This is a genomic window from Microbispora sp. NPDC046973 (genome assembly GCF_040644495.1).
Lineage (GTDB): Bacteria > Actinomycetota > Actinomycetes > Streptosporangiales > Streptosporangiaceae > Microbispora.
In genome coordinates this window covers 40,517-59,279 of sequence record NZ_JBEYWQ010000040.1, presented here as the reverse complement: position 1 = coordinate 59,279, position 18,763 = coordinate 40,517, and the positions used below count along the sequence as shown (strand labels likewise).

At 71.2% G+C, this 18,763-nt stretch carries 22 protein-coding genes; 13 read left to right on the top strand and 9 right to left on the bottom strand.

What is annotated here, in order from left to right; translation table 11 throughout:
• The 6 genes from ABZ860_RS38740 to ABZ860_RS38715 all read left to right on the top strand — a co-directional run.
• A partial coding sequence (locus tag ABZ860_RS38740) for a sigma factor-like helix-turn-helix DNA-binding protein (RefSeq protein ID WP_357230340.1) occupies nucleotides 1–541 on the top strand: 541 nt, incomplete at its 5' end.
• A gap of 108 nt (nucleotides 542–649) precedes the next feature.
• Entirely contained in the window at nucleotides 650–1,204 is a 555-nt protein-coding gene (locus ABZ860_RS38735) for a sigma-70 family RNA polymerase sigma factor (protein WP_357230338.1), read from the top strand.
• Complete coding sequence (locus ABZ860_RS38730; RefSeq protein WP_357230336.1) at nucleotides 1,201–2,136, top strand: zf-HC2 domain-containing protein; 936 nt, start codon at nucleotides 1,201–1,203, stop codon at nucleotides 2,134–2,136. The genes ABZ860_RS38735 and ABZ860_RS38730 overlap by 4 nt, the downstream gene beginning before the upstream one ends.
• A 31-nt stretch (nucleotides 2,137–2,167) precedes the next feature.
• Complete coding sequence (locus ABZ860_RS38725; protein ID WP_357230334.1) at nucleotides 2,168–2,857, top strand: hypothetical protein; 690 nt, start codon at nucleotides 2,168–2,170, stop codon at nucleotides 2,855–2,857.
• Complete coding sequence (locus ABZ860_RS38720) at nucleotides 2,854–3,654, top strand: hypothetical protein (protein ID WP_357230332.1); 801 nt, start codon at nucleotides 2,854–2,856, stop codon at nucleotides 3,652–3,654. The genes ABZ860_RS38725 and ABZ860_RS38720 overlap by 4 nt, the downstream gene beginning before the upstream one ends.
• 20 nt (nucleotides 3,655–3,674) lie before the next feature.
• The gene (locus ABZ860_RS38715; RefSeq protein WP_357230330.1) at nucleotides 3,675–4,544 is read left to right on the top strand and encodes an ABC transporter ATP-binding protein; all 870 of its coding nucleotides are present in this window, start codon (nucleotides 3,675–3,677) and stop codon (nucleotides 4,542–4,544) included.
• A gap of 80 nt (nucleotides 4,545–4,624) precedes the next feature.
• Here the strand turns inward: ABZ860_RS38715 and ABZ860_RS38710 are convergent, their stop codons facing one another.
• The 3 genes from ABZ860_RS38710 to ABZ860_RS38700 all read right to left on the bottom strand — a co-directional run bounded on the left by ABZ860_RS38710 (nucleotide 4,625) and on the right by ABZ860_RS38700 (nucleotide 6,857).
• Nucleotides 4,625–5,236: an amino acid transporter gene (locus ABZ860_RS38710; protein WP_357230328.1), complete on the bottom strand. Its 612-nt coding sequence runs from the start codon at nucleotides 5,234–5,236 to the stop codon at nucleotides 4,625–4,627.
• Nucleotides 5,237–5,440: 204 nt separating this feature from the next.
• The gene (locus ABZ860_RS38705) at nucleotides 5,441–5,866 is read right to left on the bottom strand and encodes a VOC family protein (RefSeq protein WP_357230344.1); all 426 of its coding nucleotides are present in this window, start codon (nucleotides 5,864–5,866) and stop codon (nucleotides 5,441–5,443) included.
• 259 nt (nucleotides 5,867–6,125) lie between these two features.
• Nucleotides 6,126–6,857 carry an alpha/beta hydrolase gene (locus ABZ860_RS38700; RefSeq protein ID WP_357230326.1) on the bottom strand — a complete coding sequence of 244 codons (732 nt, stop codon included), beginning with the start codon at nucleotides 6,855–6,857 and terminating at the stop codon, nucleotides 6,126–6,128.
• A gap of 494 nt (nucleotides 6,858–7,351) precedes the next feature.
• On the opposite strand from ABZ860_RS38700, the gene ABZ860_RS38695 reads away from it, so the two are divergent.
• Nucleotides 7,352–9,097 (top strand): nitroreductase/quinone reductase family protein, encoded by a 1,746-nt coding sequence (locus ABZ860_RS38695; RefSeq protein WP_357230324.1) that lies wholly within the window; start codon nucleotides 7,352–7,354, stop codon nucleotides 9,095–9,097.
• 51 nt (nucleotides 9,098–9,148) lie between these two features.
• Here ABZ860_RS38695 and ABZ860_RS38690 read toward each other — a convergent pair whose 3' ends face one another.
• Nucleotides 9,149–10,387, bottom strand: coding sequence for an MFS transporter (locus ABZ860_RS38690; RefSeq protein ID WP_357230322.1), 1,239 nt, complete (start codon nucleotides 10,385–10,387; stop codon nucleotides 9,149–9,151).
• A gap of 179 nt (nucleotides 10,388–10,566) precedes the next feature.
• On the opposite strand from ABZ860_RS38690, the gene ABZ860_RS38685 reads away from it, so the two are divergent.
• The 3 genes from ABZ860_RS38685 to ABZ860_RS38675 are packed head-to-tail and all read left to right on the top strand — an operon-like array spanning nucleotide 10,567 to nucleotide 12,572.
• Nucleotides 10,567–11,466 (top strand): LysR family transcriptional regulator, encoded by a 900-nt coding sequence (locus tag ABZ860_RS38685; RefSeq protein ID WP_357230320.1) that lies wholly within the window; start codon nucleotides 10,567–10,569, stop codon nucleotides 11,464–11,466.
• A 57-nt stretch (nucleotides 11,467–11,523) separates the two neighbouring features.
• A complete protein-coding gene (locus ABZ860_RS38680) occupies nucleotides 11,524–12,291 on the top strand; it encodes an antibiotic biosynthesis monooxygenase (RefSeq protein ID WP_357230318.1) in 768 nt (255 codons plus the stop codon).
• Entirely contained in the window at nucleotides 12,288–12,572 is a 285-nt protein-coding gene (locus tag ABZ860_RS38675; protein ID WP_357230316.1) for a hypothetical protein, read from the top strand. The genes ABZ860_RS38680 and ABZ860_RS38675 overlap by 4 nt, the downstream gene beginning before the upstream one ends.
• 23 nt (nucleotides 12,573–12,595) lie before the next feature.
• Here ABZ860_RS38675 and ABZ860_RS38670 read toward each other — a convergent pair whose 3' ends face one another.
• Entirely contained in the window at nucleotides 12,596–13,546 is a 951-nt protein-coding gene (locus ABZ860_RS38670; RefSeq protein ID WP_357230314.1) for an NADP-dependent oxidoreductase, read from the bottom strand.
• Nucleotides 13,543–14,523 (bottom strand): NADP-dependent oxidoreductase, encoded by a 981-nt coding sequence (locus tag ABZ860_RS38665; protein WP_357230312.1) that lies wholly within the window; start codon nucleotides 14,521–14,523, stop codon nucleotides 13,543–13,545. The genes ABZ860_RS38670 and ABZ860_RS38665 overlap by 4 nt, the downstream gene beginning before the upstream one ends.
• A 113-nt stretch (nucleotides 14,524–14,636) precedes the next feature.
• Here ABZ860_RS38665 and ABZ860_RS38660 point away from each other — a divergent pair, with 113 nt between their 5' ends.
• The gene (locus tag ABZ860_RS38660) at nucleotides 14,637–15,185 is read left to right on the top strand and encodes a TetR/AcrR family transcriptional regulator (protein ID WP_357230310.1); all 549 of its coding nucleotides are present in this window, start codon (nucleotides 14,637–14,639) and stop codon (nucleotides 15,183–15,185) included.
• Between the two features lie 210 nt (nucleotides 15,186–15,395).
• On the opposite strand, the gene ABZ860_RS38655 is transcribed toward ABZ860_RS38660, so the two are convergent.
• Entirely contained in the window at nucleotides 15,396–15,911 is a 516-nt protein-coding gene (locus ABZ860_RS38655) for an ATP-binding protein (protein ID WP_357230308.1), read from the bottom strand.
• Nucleotides 15,912–15,986: 75 nt separating this feature from the next.
• Nucleotides 15,987–16,874: an aminoglycoside phosphotransferase family protein gene (locus ABZ860_RS38650; protein ID WP_357230306.1), complete on the bottom strand. Its 888-nt coding sequence runs from the start codon at nucleotides 16,872–16,874 to the stop codon at nucleotides 15,987–15,989.
• Nucleotides 16,875–17,008: 134 nt separating this feature from the next.
• On the opposite strand from ABZ860_RS38650, the gene ABZ860_RS38645 reads away from it, so the two are divergent.
• Together ABZ860_RS38645 and ABZ860_RS38640 are read left to right on the top strand one after the other, a co-directional pair.
• On the top strand, nucleotides 17,009–17,293 hold the full coding sequence (locus ABZ860_RS38645; protein WP_357230305.1) for a hypothetical protein: 285 nt from the start codon (nucleotides 17,009–17,011) through the stop codon (nucleotides 17,291–17,293).
• 10 nt (nucleotides 17,294–17,303) lie between these two features.
• Nucleotides 17,304–18,131, top strand: coding sequence for an aminoglycoside phosphotransferase family protein (locus ABZ860_RS38640; RefSeq protein WP_357230303.1), 828 nt, complete (start codon nucleotides 17,304–17,306; stop codon nucleotides 18,129–18,131).
• On the opposite strand, the gene ABZ860_RS38635 is transcribed toward ABZ860_RS38640, so the two are convergent.
• Nucleotides 18,059–18,676 carry an ArsR family transcriptional regulator gene (locus ABZ860_RS38635; RefSeq protein ID WP_357230301.1) on the bottom strand — a complete coding sequence of 206 codons (618 nt, stop codon included), beginning with the start codon at nucleotides 18,674–18,676 and terminating at the stop codon, nucleotides 18,059–18,061. The two genes, ABZ860_RS38640 and ABZ860_RS38635, sit on opposite strands and share 73 nt — an antisense overlap.
• Nucleotides 18,677–18,763 lie beyond the last annotated feature (87 nt).

The following is an 18,763-nucleotide window of genomic DNA, read 5'->3' as shown; positions in this document are numbered from 1 at the left end:
GCTGGAGACGCTGTCGCCGACCGAGCGGGCGGTGTTCGTGCTGCGCGAGGTCTTCGACCTGGACTACGACGAGATCGCCGAAGCCGTCGGCAAGAGCCAGGCCGCGGTCCGCCAGATCGCCCACCGGGCACGCTCACACGTCGCCGCCCGCCGGCCCCGCGACACCGTCACGCCCAACGAGACCCGCCACGCCCTCCAGGCATTCCAACGGGCGGTCGAAACCGGCGACCTGCAACACCTGCTCGACATCCTCGCCCCCGACATCGTCTTCCTGGCAGACGGCGGCGGACTCAGACAGGCCGCGCTGACACCCGTCGTGGGCGCCGACCAGGTGGCCCACGTGCTGAGCAGGATCACCCCCGCGGCCTCGCTGCAGCCGGCACACGTCAACGGCCACCCCGCACTGATCGTCCGGCTCGACGGCGACATCGACACTGTCATCACGGTGCGCATCGACGACGGCCTCATCACCGGGCTCTACGCCGTACGCAACCCCGAGAAGCTGTCGCACATGAAGCGGGAGATCACGGTGAGCCGCTGAGCCCTGAGGCCCCGCCGGCGAGCCGGCACCCCAAGCGACCCGCCTCTGTGACGCGCATCACAGCGACTCGCACCGAACCCCCACGGCCCGGCACAGTACCCATCCACGATGGACGACACGGACCTCCGGCTGCTGCGACTGGTCGCCACCGGTGACGAGCATGCCTTCGAACGGCTCTACACCCGGCACGCCCACACCCTGCTCGCCTACGCCGAAGGACTGCTACGCGACCGCGGCACCGCCGAAGAAGCCCTGCAGGAGACCTTCATCGCCGTCTGGCGCTCGGCCGGATCCTACGAAGGCCGCTCCACCGTCCGCACCTGGCTGTACGGCATCTGCCGCCGTCAAGCGCTCAAACGCATGAACGGCGACCGCCCCGCCCCCCGCCCCCTGGACGAGGCCGCCCACCTCCCGTCCACCGAACCCGACCCGGAAGTCGTGGCCCTCGCCCGCGCCGACACCGCCGCCGTCGCCGCCGCGCTCACCACGCTGCCCGCCACCCACAGGGAAGTCCTCACCCTCGCCCTGTCCGCCGGCCTGTCCCACGCCGAGATCTCCCACATCCTGGACATCCCCGTCGGCACGGTCAAAAGCAGGCTGTTCACCGCCCGCGCCGCCCTGGCAAGAGCCCTGCCCGTCGAGGTCGAGGGGAGACCACGATGACCCATCCCACCCACAACCTGCCTGCCTACGCCGCAGGCCACCTCACCGGCGACGACGCCGCCGCCGTCACCGCCCACCTGGCCACCTGCCCCGCCTGCGCCACCCAGGCCCGCGCATGGCACCGCACCGCCACCGCCGTACAGGACGACACCGCACGCGTCCCCCCACCGGCCCCGGACATCTTCACCGCCATCCGCCACCGCCTGACACCTCACACCACCCCGTCCGGCACGCGGCCCGTCCCCGCCTACCGAGGCGCCATCGGCACCCGCCCCCTCCACCGGGCACTCGGCATCCTCACCCGCCAGCGCACCCTGATCCGATGGCCCGTCTGGACACTCGCCGCCGCACTCATCGCCGGCGGCGCCGTCCTGGCCGCACTCGCCCCCACCGGCCACGCCGCGCAGATCCTCGCCATGACCGTGCCGCTCGCCGCCGCCCTCGCCGTCGCCGGAGCCTGCGGAACCGACAACGACCCGCCCGCCGAACTCGCCTGCGCCCTGCCCACCCCACCCCGGGTGGTCCTGCTGGCCCGGCTCACCCTCGTGCTCACCGCCACCGTCACCGCCGGCCTGCTGGCCACCCTCGCGCTGTCCGCACTCACCCCCGGCGGGGGAGCGGCCGGACTCGTCACCGCCTGGTTCGGCCCCCTCGTCCCCCTGTCGGCCACCAGCTTCGCCCTCTCCGTCCTCTACCGGCCCTCCGCCGGCGTCACCACCGCCCTCGCACTCTGGCTGGCCCGCGCCCTGTCGACCGGACAGGCCGCCACGACCGGCCCGACCGGCCTCAGCCCCGCCGTACTCCGCCTCGTCGACCCCCTGTGGACCCCCGGCCCCGCCGTACTCACCGCCGCCGCCGTCCTCGTTGCCGCCACATTCCTGCTCAGCCCGCGCCTGCCCCGATCCCGGCACACCGGACCCGTCTGGCGATGAACCTTCACACCCCGGCCGGTACCAACTCCCCGTGAAGCACCTACTCCTGTGGCGGCACGAACTGCGCCGCGCGGGCTGGACCGCGTGCGCGGCTCCAGCCGCCGCACTCGCCGCCACCCTCGCCCTCACCGCGACCGCCGCGGCCTTCGGCACCGCACGCCCCCAACTCGAACGCATCCTGCTCACCGGACTGGAAGCACTCATCCCACTGTCCGCCGGCATGGCCGCCGTCGCCGTCGTCTCCCGCGACCCCAGCCGCGAACTCCAGCTCACCCTGCCCACCCCGTACACCACGACCCTCGCCCGCCGCCTGGCCGTCCTCGGCGGCCTCAGCGCCGCCCTGTCCATCGCCTTCTCCGCCGCACTCGCCGTCGGCGGCTGGTGGAACGGGCCCGCCCTGCCGTACGCGCCCCTCGTCTGGGCCGCCCCACTCCTGTGGCTCACCGGGCTCGCCCTCCTGGTCGCCGCACTCGGACGCAGCGTCGTGCTCGCCACCACGACCGTCGCCGCCGTATGGCTCGGCGAACAACTGTTCGCCGCCTCCTTCGCCACCACCCCCGGGCTCCGCCCGTTCTTCCTGTTCATGACCACCCGCATCGGCGTCCCCACCGACTACGACGCCAACCGGGCGGCACTGACCACCTCCGGGGTCCTGCTCGCGGCCCTCGCCCTGATCCTGCTGCGCCGCCCCGAACGCCTGCTCACCGAGGAGGAGACATGACCACCGCACGACAGACCTGGGCGGTGACCCGCTACGAATTCCGCATGCAGATCCGCAAACGGTCCCTGTGGATCAGCACCGCCGTCCTCGCCGTCGTCCTCACCCTCACCCAGGGCGACCGCGGACCACGCCACCTGCCGCCCGGCACACCACCCCGCGAGGTCATGGCCGGCTGGGCCCTGCTGATGTCCATCCTCCTGCCGATCGGCTTCGGAATGGTGCTCGCCGACCGCCTCACCCGCGACCGCCGCCTCGGCCTGGCGTCCCTGCTCGAAAGCCTCCCCGCCGGCCGGGGCGCACTCGTCGCCGGCAAGTACCTCGGCGGGCTGGCCTCCACCGCGGTCCCCGCCGCGCTGGTCCTCCTCGCCGCCGCCGCCGGCGAGACCGCCAACCGGCACGACCCCGCCCTGTTCGCCTGGGCTGCCGTCGCCTTCGCCCTGATCACCCTCCCCGGGCTGGCCTTCGTGACCGCCTTCGCCCTCGTCTGCCCGCTGCTGACGACCGCCCCGCTGTTCCGGGTGCTGTTCGTCGGCTACTGGTTCTGGGGCAACATGCTCAACCCCGACCTGTTCCCCTCACTGACCGGGACCCTGCTCACCCCCCTCGGCGACTACCCGGCGACCTGGCTGATGGGGGAGCGGGCCCTCTACGCGGGCGCCGACGGCTGGCCGGAGTTCCTGCGCCCCCAGCCCGGCGGCACGGCGGCCGCCCTGGCCATCGCCCTGCTCCTCCTGCTCAGCCTCCCGCCCCTCGCCCTGGCCCCACCACTGCTGCGCCGCCGCAACCTGTCCGCCTGACCTCCCGAAAGACACCTCGCATGGACATCCACATCACCGGGCTGCGCCGCACCTTCGGCAAGCTCACCGCCCTCGACGGACTCGACCTCGCCGTCCCCGGCGGCATGTACGGCCTGCTCGGCACCAACGGCGCGGGCAAGACCACACTCATGCGCGTACTCGCCGGAGTCCTGCCGCCCACAGCAGGCACCGTACGCGTCGGCGGCCACGACCTCACCACCAGAACCGGACGCCTGGCCGTGCAACGCCGGCTCGGCTACCTGCCCCAGGACCTCGGCCTCTACCCCGACCTGTCGGCCCAGGAGTTCCTCGACTACGTCGGCCTGCTCAAAGGACTCGACGACACCGCCGCCCGCCGCCGCCAGATCGGGGAGCTCCTCGACATGGTCGGCCTGACCGGCGCCGCCACCCGCAAGCTGCGCGGCTTCTCCGGCGGCATGCGCCGCCGGGTCGGCATCGCGCAGGCCCTGCTCGGCGACCCCGCCCTGGTCGTGGTCGACGAACCCACCGCCGGCCTCGACCCCGAGGAACGCATCCGTTTCCGCACGCTCCTGGCCTCCATCGCGGCCGGCCGCACCGTGCTGCTCAGCACGCACATCGTCGAGGACGTCGCCCAGACCTGCCGCGACACCGCCGTGATGGCGCGCGGCAGGGTCGTCTTCAACGGCCCGGTCGCCGACATCGTCAAGCGGGCCGAAGGCGTCACCTGGGAACTGGTCGGCCAGGGACCGCCACCCGCCGCCGGCGTCGTCGTCTCCGCCGTCAGCCGCACCGACGGCACCCACTACCGTCTCGTCAGCTCCGCCCGGCCCGACCCCCGCGCCGTACCGGTCCAGCCCTCCCTCGAGGAGGGGTACCTCGCCCTCATGCACGCGGCCACGAGCGGCTGAACAGCGGGGGAGAGGGGAGTGGTCACTCTGCGTGATCGACGGCTGCCCCTCGCGTGGGCGGTGCGCGCCGGCACCCGATTTCAGCACGCGAGCTGATCTCGCCAGGGGTGCGTGCCGAAACAGCGTGTCAGGGCTTCGCCGAGCCAGCGCCGCTGCGACGTGGTGAGGTGGGGCAGGATCGCGAGGAAGTCGACCTGGTCCTTCGGCCGAGGCTGCCTGGCCTTGTAGAACAGCTGGATCTCGGGCGCGAGGTAGGGGATGCCGTCCGAGCTGGTTTCCCCGATTTCAGCCACCAGGCGGCTGATGCCGGGATCTCGTCGCGATATCCAACGGCCGTTGCTCGTCTCGTCGAGCATCACCTGGATCCGCCACGGTTCGTCCGGCCCGGAGCGGCACCAGATGTCATGCACGGAACCAGGAAGGCGTTCCGTGGGCTCCCAGGGACGCAGGACACCTGGCGGGTCGGCGGCCCAGCACTCCCAGCCGCGCAGGGCGCTCCAGAGGTGGTGCTGGTCCGGGCGCAGCATCATCACGTCGATGTCGTCGTGATCGCGGATGTGACGGCCGGCGGCGAGTTCGATGGCGAAGCCGCCGGCGACCCACCATGGACACGGCATCGCGGAAAGGAGCGAGGCGACCTGCGCGGGCGTCGCCGGCTCCCAACGCCCATACGGAGCGACGATCGTTCTCATGCTGTGCTCGCTCTCTGGCCCGCCTGAGACCGGACCCGTACGCGGCGCGGACCCGCCGGAGGAGTGGCCGGAAGGGTCAACTTGACATAACGTTCATTATCGAGCAACGTCGGAAGAGGCTCGAAGGGCGCGTGGCCTGGGGTTTTCGCAACGCCCTTCCGATGCACACGACGCCGTCTCTGCGCTGCCGCCGCGACGAGGCGGTCAGCCGATCGGCTCGGCCAGCGCGACGACGATGCCCTCTGGGCCGCGGATGTAGCAGAGCCGGTACGCGTCTTCGTACTGCACCACCTCGCCGACGAGTTCGGCACCGTGGGTGCGCAGGCGGGCGATGACGTCGTCGATGTCGTCGACGGCGAACATGATGCGGCGAATGCCCAGCGTGTTCGCCGGGGCGTCCTCCGGCACGCCGCCGATCGCCGCCGGCGTGTGATACTTCGCCAGCTCGATCCGTCCGTGGCCGTCCGGGGTCCGCATCATCGCGATGTCGACTCGCTGGTCGTCGAGCCCGACCAGACGCGCCGCCCAGCGTCCCTCGATCAGCGCCTTGCCCTCCAGTTCCATGCCGAGTTCGGCGAAGAACGCGACGGCGACCTCGAGGTCGTCGACGACGATGCCGACGTTGTCCATCCGCTGAATCGCCATGGGAATCCTCCTTTTGTCGCGCGGCCCGTCGTGGCCGCCGGCGTACCTGAGACGGAGCCGGCGCCGCATTCTCGACACCCGGGATCCCGGAATTTTCCTCTCGGGCGCCAGCACGCCCGCATCGCCGAGCGAGAACACTCCTCTATCGCGACAAAAGGCCCCTCTCCGGAGATTCAGCCCCATACCGGACAGAAGGTGAATTCTGTCCGGTATAGGGCGTAGTGTCCGGTCTCTACGTGTGGTGCTAACCGAGGTGCCGCATGAAGAACCGCAGCGAGCCGTCGGTCTCGAACTCGGGGATCTCCCCGTGCTTGCCGGGGTTGGCGTGCAGCGTCTTCTCGGCCGAGGCCAAGGCGTCGAACAGTGCCAGGCCCTGGGCCCGCGGCACCCGCTCGTCGTCCCACTGCAGCAGGAACCGCACCGGCACGGTGATCCGCGCGGCGACCTCGGCCGACGCCGACGCCCCGCCCAGTCCCAGCACCGCCGCGCGGACCCGGGGTTCGGCGGCGACGAACGGAACGCCGAGGCCGCACCCCAGTGACACCCCCCAATAGCCCACAGGGCCGGCGCCGACGTGCTTAATCTGCTGGAGCGCCCGCAGCACGGCCCGCCATTCCGGGACGGTCTGACGGGCGACGAGCGCCTGGAAACCGGCGATCAGCGGAGCCGGCTCCTCCCCTGCCGCCACGCGAGCCTGGTTCTCCGTCGCGATCTTGTCGTATCTCTCGTCCTTGGGCCGGTCGCCGTGGCCGGGCACGTCCACCGCGGCCACGGCGAAACCGCCCTCGGTGACGAAGCGGCGCGCACGGGTCACCACGTCGGGGTCCTTCTTGTGCCGGCCGCCGCCGTGTCCCATCAGGATGAGGGGCCGAGCGCCGGCGGCGCCTTCCGGCGTCCAGAGCACGCCGGGGATCTCACCGAGGGTGAAGAGGTGTTCACGGACGCCGCCGGACGACGTCTCGGAGTCGAAGCGCAAAGCGTTTCATGCCTTTCGGGATGCCTGCTGCGGGCACTCCCCTAGGCCATGCGACGGAGGGAGTCCCGACCTGTCACAGCGTTGATCGGTCTCACCTCCTCGGTTCGCAGCGATGCGCGGTGCCGGTGAATTTATCACAGATCTCGTAAGGCGGGGCTTGTCCCCCACCGAGTCGCAAATGCATACAGATGCCGTGTTGCCACATCGCTGAAGGTGGCGATAACGTCAAACCGTGACTGCCGGGTCGGCCATGGGCCACAAGCGAGTGAGGCACCCGGCCACGGCGTGAGGGCCGGGCGGGCGCGAGGCCCGCCGCATTTCCGACCTCCTGTTCTGGAATCTCTCTTACCGCGTATCGGCATGTCCTGCGACGCCGGCGGAATCGCCGACGTGCAGTTCCTTTGCCGCGCGCGTTTCCGCCATTCCTTCATAACCGCCCGCCCGCGTTCGGCGGCGCGGTCGATTCACCATGCCCGAAAACAAGAAAGCAGAGAATGCCGAACGACGTCAATCAGCAGATCATCCGGGAATTCCGCGCCAACCGCGGGAAAGTGAGCGGCCCCTTCGAGGGAGCCCGGGTGCTCCTCCTGACCACCACCGGCGCCCGCTCGGGAGCCCGCCACACCGTGCCCCTCGGCTACCTGAACGACGAGGGAGGCCGCATGCTGGTCATCGCCTCGGCCGGCGGCGCCCCGCACCATCCGGCCTGGTATCACAACCTGCGGGCCAACCCCCACGTCACCGTGGAGACCGGCGTCTTCACGATCGAGGCCGAGGCCGCCGTCGTGGAAGGCGAGGAACGCGAGCGGCTCTTCGCCCGTGCGGTGGAAGCCGACCCGGGCTGGGCCGGCTATCAGGCGAAGTCCGGCCGTGTCCTGCCTGTCGTCGCGTTGACCCCGCGCTCTGTGGCCCTCCCCGACCTGCCGGAAGGCGAGGTGCTGAAGGCGGTCCACGACGCCTTCCGGCGGGAGCTGGCCCTCGTTCGCGCCGAAGCCGCCTCCTCGGGCCCGCGCGTGGGCGCGCAGCTGCGCGTCAACTGCCTGGCCGTGTGCGGCGGGCTGCGCCATCACCACACCGAGGAAGGCGGCCGGCTGTTTCCGTACCTGCGTGACCGCCATCCCGGGCTCGATCCGGTCCTCGATCGTCTGGACGCCGAGCACACCGTCCTTGCCCGCCTCCTCGGCGATCTGCAGACGCTGCTCTCAGCCGGACCGGCCGGCCTGCCGACCGAGGTGGACCTGCTGACCGAGGTGGACCGGCTCATCGCGCAGATCGAAAACCACCTCTGTTATGAAGAGGGGCACCTGGTCCCTCTGCTGAACGCGCTACCGCCCCGGCATGAGGATCATCTGCGCGTCACGCGCGTTCCCGCCACGTCCGACGACCGTGCGGCCGTGATGGCCGCGATGCGGGGTCTGGTCGCCCGCGCCCCGGCGCTGGCCGCCGACCTGACGCCCGCGCTCGCTCATACCGGAGGCGTGCCAGGACAGTGGGTCGGCGCCGGCGAAGGCTCGGCCACCGAGGACGGCGTCACGCTGTACGTGCACGGAGGCGGCTTCGAGCACACCCAGCCGGCGCTGGAGCCTCTCATGGCCGGCCGCCTGTCCCAGGCCACCCGGCGTCCCGCGTTCAAGGTGGACCAGCGCCTGGCTCCCGCCCATCCGTACCCCGCGGCCTTGGACGATGTCGTGGCCGTCTACCGGAGCCTGCTGGAGCAAGGCGTTCCCGCCGGTCGCGTCATCGTGTGCGGCGAGTCGTCGGGCGGCACGCTCGTCCTGTCGGCGCTGCTGGTGCTCAGGCACGCGGGCGATCCCCTGCCCGGCGCGGCCGTCGCGGTTTCCCCGCTGACCGACCTGACCCTGTCCAGCCGGTCCCTGGACGTCGACGACGGCCGGGATGTGATCAACCGCCGTGTCGCCGAGCACGCCGCCGCCCGGTATCTGGCCGGCGCCCGCGCCGATGAGGCTCCGCAGTCTCCGCTCCACGGCGACCTGCGTGGCCTGCCCCCGCTTCTGCTCGTGGCCGGGACCGCGGAGGTGCTGCTGGACGACACCCGCCGCTTCGCCGCGGCCGCATCGGCCGCCGGTGTCGACGTGACCCTCGACCTGTACGAGGGCATGCCGCACGCCTTTCACGCGAGCGTGATGGCGCAGGATCCACCCGCCGTCGCCATGACGTTCCTGCGCCGCCTCACCGACTGGGTGGCGGAAACCCCGGCAGGGGGTGCGAGGTCGCGCTGATCAGCCCATGGACGCCCCTGACCGCCCGGGCGGGACGGCCTGTCTGGGCGGTCAGGGGCGGTCCGGGACCGGCTGATCGGAGGTGGGTGCCGGCGCATCGCCGGGGACGGTGCGGGAGGTCTTGCGGCGGGTGCCGAGTGTGAGGAGCAGCGAGGCCGCGGTCAGGGCCACACCGAACCAGACGACACTCGTGACGCCCAGATGATCGGCGAACAGTCCGCCGGCGAGCGCTCCGATGGCGATGGATGTGTTGTATGCCATGGTGTTGAGTGACATGGCGGCTTCGAAGGTGTCGGGCGCCGCGGCCTGCGTCATGTTGACCTGGGAGAGCTGGACGACGCCGAAGGAGACGCCCCACAGCACCAGCGTGACGATCGAACCGGCCTGACCGTGGGCGATCGTGAGCAGCAGCAGCAACGACAGGACGAGTCCCCCGCAGCCGGCGATGAAGCTGCCCCTCAGGTTTCTGTTCACCGTGTATCCGGCGACGAAGTTCCCGGCCGCGCCTCCCGCGCCGTAGACCATCAGCGCCGCGGTGATGAAGAAGGGCGTGGCGGACGCGCTCTGCTCCAGGTAGGGGCGCACGAACGTGTACGCGCCGAAATGGCCGAGCACGAAGAGCACGACGGTGAACAGCACCAGGCGGAGCGGCACGTTCTTCAGCGGGAGCCCGAAGACCTCCCGTACGGAGACCGCGTTCGCCGACGGCAGCGAGGGAATGACGGCGACGACCGCGAGGAACACCAGCGCGCTGAGGCCGGCCCAGATCAGGAACGTGGTTCGCCAGCTGGTGAGGCTTTCCAGGACTGTTCCCAGGGGGATGCCCACGACGGCGGCGATCGAGATGCCGGACATCACGATCGCGGCCGCCCTGCTCGCGTGGCGTTCCGCGACAAGGCGCATCGCCATGCTCACGCCTATGGCCCAGAACACCCCGCTGGCGAAGCCCATGGTGAGCCGCGTTGTGAGGACCAGCGGGTAGTTCGGCGAGATGGCGGTGATCGTGTTTCCCAGGGTCAGTATCGCCAGGAGGGTGGACAGCAGGACGCGCCGGTTGACGCGCCTGGTCCATGCCACGATGAAGGGCACGCCGAGCCCGGCTGAGACGCCGTACAGGGTGACCATCAGCCCGGCGGCGCCCACGGATATGTGCAGGCTTGCGCTTATCGGGGTGAGCAGGCCGACGGGCATCAGTTCGGTGGTGAGGAAGACGAAGAGGCTGGCGGTGATCGCCGCGACGCCGAGCCATGATCTCAAGGTCGAGTGCGGATGTGTGTCGGAGGTGACCATTGGTGTTCTTTCTGATGGTGATCGTCCGCCGGCCGACGGCGGCTGGCCGCCCGGTGCGGCGGAAGTAGTCGTCGGCGGCGGGGATCCGGTGAGCCGACGAGATCAAGGGTGCGCCACCATCGATCGATGAGTCCAACACATGCTTTTCATCGGTATTGATCGTGGTTCACTATGGTTGCGTGGAGCTGCAGCAGCTGAGGTATGTCGTGGCGGTCGCGGAGACGACGAACTTCACCCGGGCCGCCGAGCGCTGCCATGTGGTGCAGTCGGCGCTCAGTCATCAGGTCGCGGCTCTGGAGCGGGAGCTGGGCGCGCGGCTGTTCGAGCGGACCAGCCGGCGTGTACGGCTGACGCCGGCGGGAGAGGCGTTCGTCGCCGCGGCGCGGGAGTGCCTGGAGGCCGCGGACCGCGCCCGGGCCGAGGTGGCGGCCGCCGCCGGGGAGATCCGCGGGCGGCTCGCCGTCGGCACCATTCCCACGGTGGCGGCCGTCGACCTGCCGGTCGCGCTGAGGGACTATCGCCGGCGCTATCCGCGGGTGCGCATCACGCTCGCCGCGGCGGGCAGCGACGAGCTGATCGAGCGGGTCCGGCAGGGCGGCGTCGACGTCGCGTTCCTCGGCCTGCCCCCGCGTGCGGAGCCCAAGGGCGTCCAGAGTCGCCGCCTCGGCGGAGGTGAGCTGGTCGCCGTGGTCGCGCCCGATTACCACCGGACGGAGAGCGAGGCGGACCTGCGGGGCCTGGCGGACGAGCCGTTCATCGACTTCCGCGTCGGCGCGGCCGGTCGAGCGCAGTCGGACGAGGCCTTCGCGGCGGCAGGAGTGCGCCGTGATGTGCCCTTCGAGGTGTCGTCCGCCGACCTCATGGTCGATCTGGTGCGGCAGGGTCTGGGGGTGGGCATGTTGCCCGCCGCGTACGCGCCGCGCTTTCCCGACCTGCGGGTCATTCGCCTTCGCGATGCTCCCAGGCGGGTGGAGCACCTGATCTGGGACAACCGGCCGTCTCCTGCGGCCACAGCCTTTCTCGAGCTGATTCGGGCTGATCACGCGTCTTCGGCTGCGGCTTCAGTGGAGATTACATGATTACAATGCAGTCGTGATCGTATTTTCTGGCGGCGCGGTCTTCGGGGCGGTGCTCACATGATCGTCGAGTACATCCGCTATCGGATCGACCAGCAGGACGCGGAAGAGTTCGAGGCCGCCTACAAACGCGCCGCGGTGCCCTTGGCGGCCGCGCCGCAGTGTGTGGACTACGAGTTGTCCCGGTGCGTGGACGAGCCCGAGTGGTACGTCCTGCGCATCACGTGGACCTCGGCCGAGGATCACCTGCAGGGTTTCCGCGGTGGCGAGCACTTCGGTGCGTTCTTCTCCGCGATCAAGCCGTACGTGCGGCAGATCGAGGAGATGCGGCACTACGAGGTCACCTCCGTGCGCGGCACCGGTTCCTCGGTCCCGAGCCTGTACGACTGGGCGGGCGGCGCGGAGGCGTTCGAGCGGCTCACCGAGACGTTCTACGAGCAGGTTCTCAAGGACGAGCTGATCGGCCCCCTGTTCGCCCACATGGACCCGGGTCACCCCAAGTACGTCGCGATGTGGCTGGCGGAGGTCTTCGGCGGGCCGTCCCGCTACACCGACGAGCGGGGCGGCTACCACCACATGCTGGTCCAGCACCTCGGCAAGACCATCACCGAGCCTCAGCGCCGGCGCTGGGTCAACCTCCTCATGGACGCCGCCGACGTGGTCGGCCTGCCGGCGGACCCCGAGTTCCGCGCCGCCTTCGCGAGTTACATCGAGTGGGGCACCCGCCTCGCGTTCGCCAACTCCCAGCCCGGCGCCCGGCCTCCGCAGCAGGCTCCCGTCCCCCGCTGGGGCTGGGGCGTGGCCCCGCCCTACTCCCCCACGTCGTGATCCGGCACGGTTGGGCGGATCGAACCACCCGCGCCCGGGCGGATCTCCGGGATCGTGGCCTCGGCCCTGCACAGCGCGGAGGTCACCTGGTCGGTGCGGATCTGCTCTGGTTGAGAACGGCTGCCGAGGACAAGGGCGGCGAGATCGCCACCGACCGGCGTGGACTGACCCCGCTGTTCTGGCAGCACGTCCAGCCCTATGGCGAGGTACGGCCGGATGTCGCCAGGCGCCTGCAACTGGGCGATGGCGCGGATGCCGCGAAGCCCGGCGGACCGGTGTAGTTCGAAGGCCCCAAGAGCCGTGGTTAAGGACTGGTCAGCATGGTGATGACTCGTTTGCCTCGTGCGTGTCCGGTTCCGGCCAGCTTGTGGGCCTGGCCGATGTCTTCCAGCGGATAGATCTCCTCGACGATCGGCTGAACGGCCCCCCGGTCGACGTATTCGGCCAGTGCGGTGAGGTCGGCTCGCCGCGAGCGTGCCATCATCACGCGCACTCGCGGCCCCGGCGTGACGATTGAGCGGATGGCGTATCCCATGCCACTGCTGGCAGTGGTCATCATCCGGCCGCCCCGGCGTAGCAGGCGTCGGTAGCGGGCGAGGTCGCTGCCGTGGCAGTCGAGAACGACGTCGAAGGATCCGCCGATCGCGGCCGGATCGCGGTAATCGAGCGTGCGGCTGGCCCCGAGGTCGCGGCAGAAGTCGTGGTTGTCCGCGCCGGCGACCGCGGTGACCCGGGCGCCCATCGCGAGGCCGAGCTGGATCGCCGTGCTGCCCACGCCGCCGCTCGCGCCGACCACCAGCAGATCCTCGCCGGCGGCGAGCCGGAGCACGTCCCGCAGCGCGCGCAACGCGGTCACCCCGACGCTGGGCAGCGCGGCGGCCCACGTGAGATCCACCCGGGCCGGCGCGGGCCCCAGACCGGAGGCCTTGACCGCGACGTACTCGGCGGCCGCCCCGATACGGCCGGAGACGTCGCTGAGGAAACCCCACACGCGCTGCCCGACCTCCACGTCGGTGACCCCTCGCCCAAGTGCGATCACCTCCCCGGCGTAGTCCAGACCGGTTCGCTTCGGGAAGCGGCGGCCCGCCATCAGCTTCATCCCGCCGGAGCGAATCGTCACGTCGACCGGGTTGACGCTGGTGCCGTGGACACGGACGAGCACCTGACCGGCTCGCGGCTCCGGCCGGGCGACGGTCCGCACGCTCAGTTCCTCCGGCCCGCCGTACCTGTCGTACTCCACCGCGCGCATGCTCATCGGGCGGCCTCCGGGTCCACGATGACGACGAGCTTGCCGCGCGTGTGCTCGTGCGCCAGGTCCTGGTAGGCGCGCGCGGCATCACTCAGGACATACGTCCTGATCGCGGGTTCGGGCAGGGTGCCGTCGAGCACGTGGCCGGCCAGGGAGTCCATGGTGCCGGGGCGGAGGTCGGTGGTGCCCATCACCGTGGTGACCGCCGGATGGGCCGGCGTACCGGGGGTGGTGCTGAGCAGTCGTCCGCCGGGGCGCAGCATCCGGGTCGCCGCGACGACCGCCTCGCCCGTCAGCGCGAGGTTCACCACCGCGTCCACGCCTTCGGGGTGGCGCCGCCGTACCTCCTCGATGAGGTCACTTTCGCGGTAGCCGATCACGTCGGCGGCGCCCAGCCCCCGCAGGTAGTCCCGGTCGGGCTCGGTGCCGCTGGCGATGACGGTGCACTGCCTGGCCAGCAGCGGCACGACGACGCTGCCGATGCCGCCGGGCGCGCCGATCACCACGACTGTCGCACGCGGCTGGAACCGTCCGCGATCGAGGATGGCGAGCGCGGTCATGCCGGTGCTGGGCAGCGCGGCCGCGGTGACCGCGCTGAGCTTCGCCGGCCGCTTGGCCAGGTACGGCCCGGCCTGAAAGGTCGCGTACTGGGCCAGCGCGCCGGAGGTGACGGCGGGGATGCCGACGCCGGCGGCGAACGACGGCGGTGCGCCGAACCCGAACACCTCCTCGCCCACCTCGAACCCGTGCGTGCCGGGGCCGAGCTTGGTCACCGTGCCGGCGGCGTCGGTGCCGGGGACGAACGGGAAGTCCAGCGGGACCATCTCGCGTACCGTGCCCGCGGTCATCAGCAGGTCGGCAGGGTTGAGCGAGGCGGCGGACACCCGGACCTGCAGCTGCCCTGGACCGGGTTCGGGGATCGGGAGGTCATCGATGGCGAACGAGTCGGGTGTGCCGTAGCCGGGGACGACGAGAGCTTTCATGAGCGTCCTTCCAACGAGACAGGTTGTCTCTCAGCAGGCATACTGTCCGTACTGCGCCGCATCGACCAGTCTCAATACCGGCGTTCCGTCTCAACCTGGACAGGAGGCCTGAAGTGTCTCGGGAGAACGTCCGGGTCCGGCGTACCCGCACGCTGCTCAGGCAGGCCCTGGTCGAGCTCATCGAGGAGCACGGCTTCGAGCGGCTCACCGTCGGGCAGATCACCGAGCGGGCGATGGTGAGCAGGGCGGCCTTCTACCGCAACTACCGGGACAAGTACCAGCTCGTGGAGCAGATCTTCGACGAGGCCATGGGCGAGCTGCTCGGCACTATGACCGACCGGCCGGACACGCCGGTGCTGGAGGGGTGGACCGGCTTCTTCGAGCACATCGACCGTTACCACCGCCTCTACGGCGCGCTGCTGGGCAGCAACGGCAGCACCTGGTTCGCCCGCAGGATGCAGGCCACCCTCACCGACATGACCGCCCAGCACCTGCCCAAGCCGCCCGGCGACCTGGTCCCCACACTCCTGGGAGGCATGTTCCTCCAGGCCATCGTCTGGTGGCTGGACACCGGCAGGCAGATCCCCGCGCGAGAGATCGCCACCCAGACAGCCAAACTGGCCTCAGCGCTCATCGCCGAGGCCGACGATAACGGAGTATGAAGCCGCCGTATCGGCGCTACGCGGCTCCCTGTCAGGCAAGGCCCCGCGTGGGTTCGGCCCTCGGGCATGCCTTCCGGGGTGAGGACCGCTCCGTCAGGGCTGACCGTGCCGAGCAGCGCGTCCGTGTCGTGCGCGTTGAACGCGGCATCGATCGATGCCGTCACGACGCGCCGATGTGTCCCTCCCGCCGCAGTCTTCGCCGGGGGCTGTTCACGGCCATCGCCCGCCCGGGGTGGCTTCGTCTCGTACGGCGAAGCCGCCCTGGTCGTCGAAGGTCACGGTGTGGACCGCGTCGAATCCGTCCGACAGGCGTGGGCGGCGGAGGCGGCTCACGGTTGCGTGGATGCCGATCTCGGGCACCCGCGCGCGGCCCGGCCTCCGTGCGTTGCGGTCCAGGGAGGCGGTGAGGTCGGGAGGGAACCAGTAGGCCACGACCCGGGCGCCGTGTTCCTTCGCCGCGACGATGAGCGGGCCCCACTCCTCCGGGGAGGGATTGGTGTTGTCCACGGCCACGTTGTGCCCCTCCTCCAGCGTCTCGGCGATGATGCGGAGCTGGCGTCGCTGCCGGTGACGGGCGTTCGGCCAGTTGTCCTTGCTGACGTGGGCGTGCGTCGCCGCCAGGCGCTGCCGGTAGAAGGTGGTCTTGCCGGAGGCCTGCAGCCCGACGAGGATGGCGAGCTCCCGGCCGGTCATGGCCGAGCGTCGTGTGCCGGGGTCATACCTCATCCTCCCTCGATGTCGTCCCGGTGGGAGCGAGGGCCGGGCAGCCGGGGTGTCCGTGATCCCGCTGCCGGTCCCCGGTCAGGCGTCGTGGTCGGCGAGGACCTCGTCGATCATGTGTAGCTGGTCGGCGGCCCGCGCCGCGTCCGTGTCGATGACCTGGGCCAGGACGATCAACGCCTTCCACAACGCCCATCCCCTGGCCCGCGCCCAGGTGGCGCGGTCCTGGCGTACGGCCGCACGGAAGGCGCGCCTGCTCTCCCCCGCGAACATGGTCCACGCGATGACCAGATCGCACGCGGGGTCGCCCACCCCGGAGGTTCCGAAGTCGATGACGGCGGTCAGGCGTCCGTCCCTGACGAGCAGGTTTCCGCCCGCGACGTCGCCGTGGAACCACACCGGCCTCCCCTGCCAGGCCGTCTCCAGGGCGGCGTCCCAGACGGCGGTGGCCCGCTCGGTGTCCACACGACCGTCGAGCGCGGACAGCGCGCGGCGGGTCTCGTCGTCGTAGTGGGCCGGGGACGCGCCGCGGTGGAAACTGTGCGCGCCCGCCCGCGGCCCGTCCGTCGCGTCGGCGCTCTGCAGGGCGAGGAGGAACTCGGCCACCGAGACGGCGAACGCGGGCAGGTCGTCGATGCGGCCGGCGAAGGCGGTCTCGCCCTCCAGCCACCTGCGGACCGACCACTCGAACGGATATCCCTCCCCCGGCGCGCCCTTGGCCAGCGGCTCGGGCACGGCGACAGGGAGCGACGGCGCGAGGAACGGCAGCCACCGGTGTTCCTTGTCCACGGCCGGTGCGTAGCCGGCCGCGGTCGGGAGCCGGACCGTCATCTCCGCGCCGAGGCGATAGGTGCGGTTGTCCCAGCCGTCGACCTGGACCGGTGTCACGGGCAGGTCGCGCCACTGCGGGAACTGGTCCGCGATGAGTCGTCTCACCAGCGCCGCGTCGATTCCGGCGCGTCCGTCCAAGGGCGGATGATCGGCCACTGTGGGAGTGTCGCCGCCGCTCCCCTGGCCGTGCAACGGGATTTACCCGGGCCGGCTCTCGTACGATCACGGCATGGCGGAGCTCGACCGGCACCATCCCGAGGGGCGCGGGCCGGATGGTCCGCTCTGCCACTCCAGGGAGGACTTCGACGTCGCCGCGTACGTGCGGCGCGTCAGGGGCGGTCGTCCCCTCGGAGCGTACGTATCTGCTGTCACCGGGCAGCGGGCAGGGCAGCGCCCACCTGCACTGGCACATCGCGCCGCTGCCGCCCGGCACTCCGTACGAGCGGCAGCAGTTCCACGCGTTGATGACGGAGAACGGGGTGATCCCGTGGTCGCTGGAGCAGGCGGCCGACCTCGCGCAGAGGCTGCGCGCGGCGCTCGCCGAAGGCCGACCATGAAGGGACCGGCATGAAGGAGCCTGAGATGGACGAGGAGGAGCTGACCGGGGGCGGGGTCAACCGTGTCGTCCGGGTGGGGGGCACGGTGCGGCGGCCCGCCCGCCCGTGGACTCCGGCGGTGCACGCCCTGCTGGACCATCTGGCGGCGGCGGGGTTCGGCGGCGCGCCGAGAGCCCACGGGTGTGACGGACAGGGCCGGGAGGTGCTGGATTTCCTCCCGGGTGAGGTGCCGGACTATCCCCTGCCGGCGTACGCGATGGCGGATGAGGCGCTGGCCGGTGCCGGGGCGTTGCTGCGGGACTACCACGACGCGACGGTGGGTTTCGCGCCTCCGGAGGGCGCCGGGTGGTACTTTCCGCCGCGCGTTCCGGCGGAGGTGGTGTGCCACGGTGACGTGGCGCCGTACAACTGCGTGTTCCGGGAGGGGAGGCCGGTGGCGTTCATCGACTTCGACACCGCGCATCCGGGGCCGCGGGTGTGGGATGTGGCCTATGCCGCCTACCGGTTCGTGCCGTTGCATGATCCCGGCCGTGACGAGAGCGCTCCGGGGGTGGAGGAGCAGGCGCGGCGGCTAGGTGTGTTCGCCGACGCCTACCGGCTCGGGGCGGAGGACAGGCAGGCGCTGACGCGGAACGCGCGGGCGCGGCTGGAGCATCTGGTGGCCCACATGCGTGCGGAGGCGGCGGCGGGTCACGAGGCGTTCGCCGCTCATGTCGCCGAGGGGCACGATCTGCTGTATCTCACCGACAGCGCGCATATCGGGCGTCATGAGGTGCTGTTCTTGGCGGCGCTCTCGCCGGAGGGGCAGGGCGGCAGCGTGGGGATGTCGGCGGGATAGAGCGAGAGCAGCAGCCCGTACGGCTCGCCGCCGGGGGGCGGGGTGCGACCGGGAGGCGGCAGGAGGTCGCGGAGACGGGCGATGAGCGCGTGGGCCTCCTCCTGGGTGAGCCAGAGGTGGTTCAGCAGGGTCTGCTCGGCCTGGCCGGGCCGGGGGGGCAGCATCTCGCCGAGTGCGGCCCTGACGAGGAATTCGGGGTCGGCGACGGCCTCCTCGTGCAGCCGGAAGCCCCGGCTGACCAGGGCGAGGGTCTGTTCGGTGCCGCCGCGCACGTGCCGGGTGCCGGCGAGGCGGACGATGCCGGCCTCGCGCAGGACGCGGACGTGGTAGCCGATGGTGCCCTTGGCGGCTTGCAGTGCCGCGGCGAGTTCCCCCAGTGTCGCGGGGCGCTGGCGGAGCAGGTTGACGATGCGGTGACGGACGGGGTGGCCGAGAGCCTTGAACTGCGCGGGGGTACGTAGCTCCAGGAGGTCGGGGTCGTGCGGGGGTGTGGCGGGGCGCTCCCCCGGCGTCGCCTCGTCGTCCACGGAGTTCACGGAATCCACGGAAGAAAGTGTCGAGGATGGTCGACGCTTTGACAAACGGGTGAGCGGGCCAGCAGAATCGCCGGGCCGGAAGCGTCGAGAAGCCTC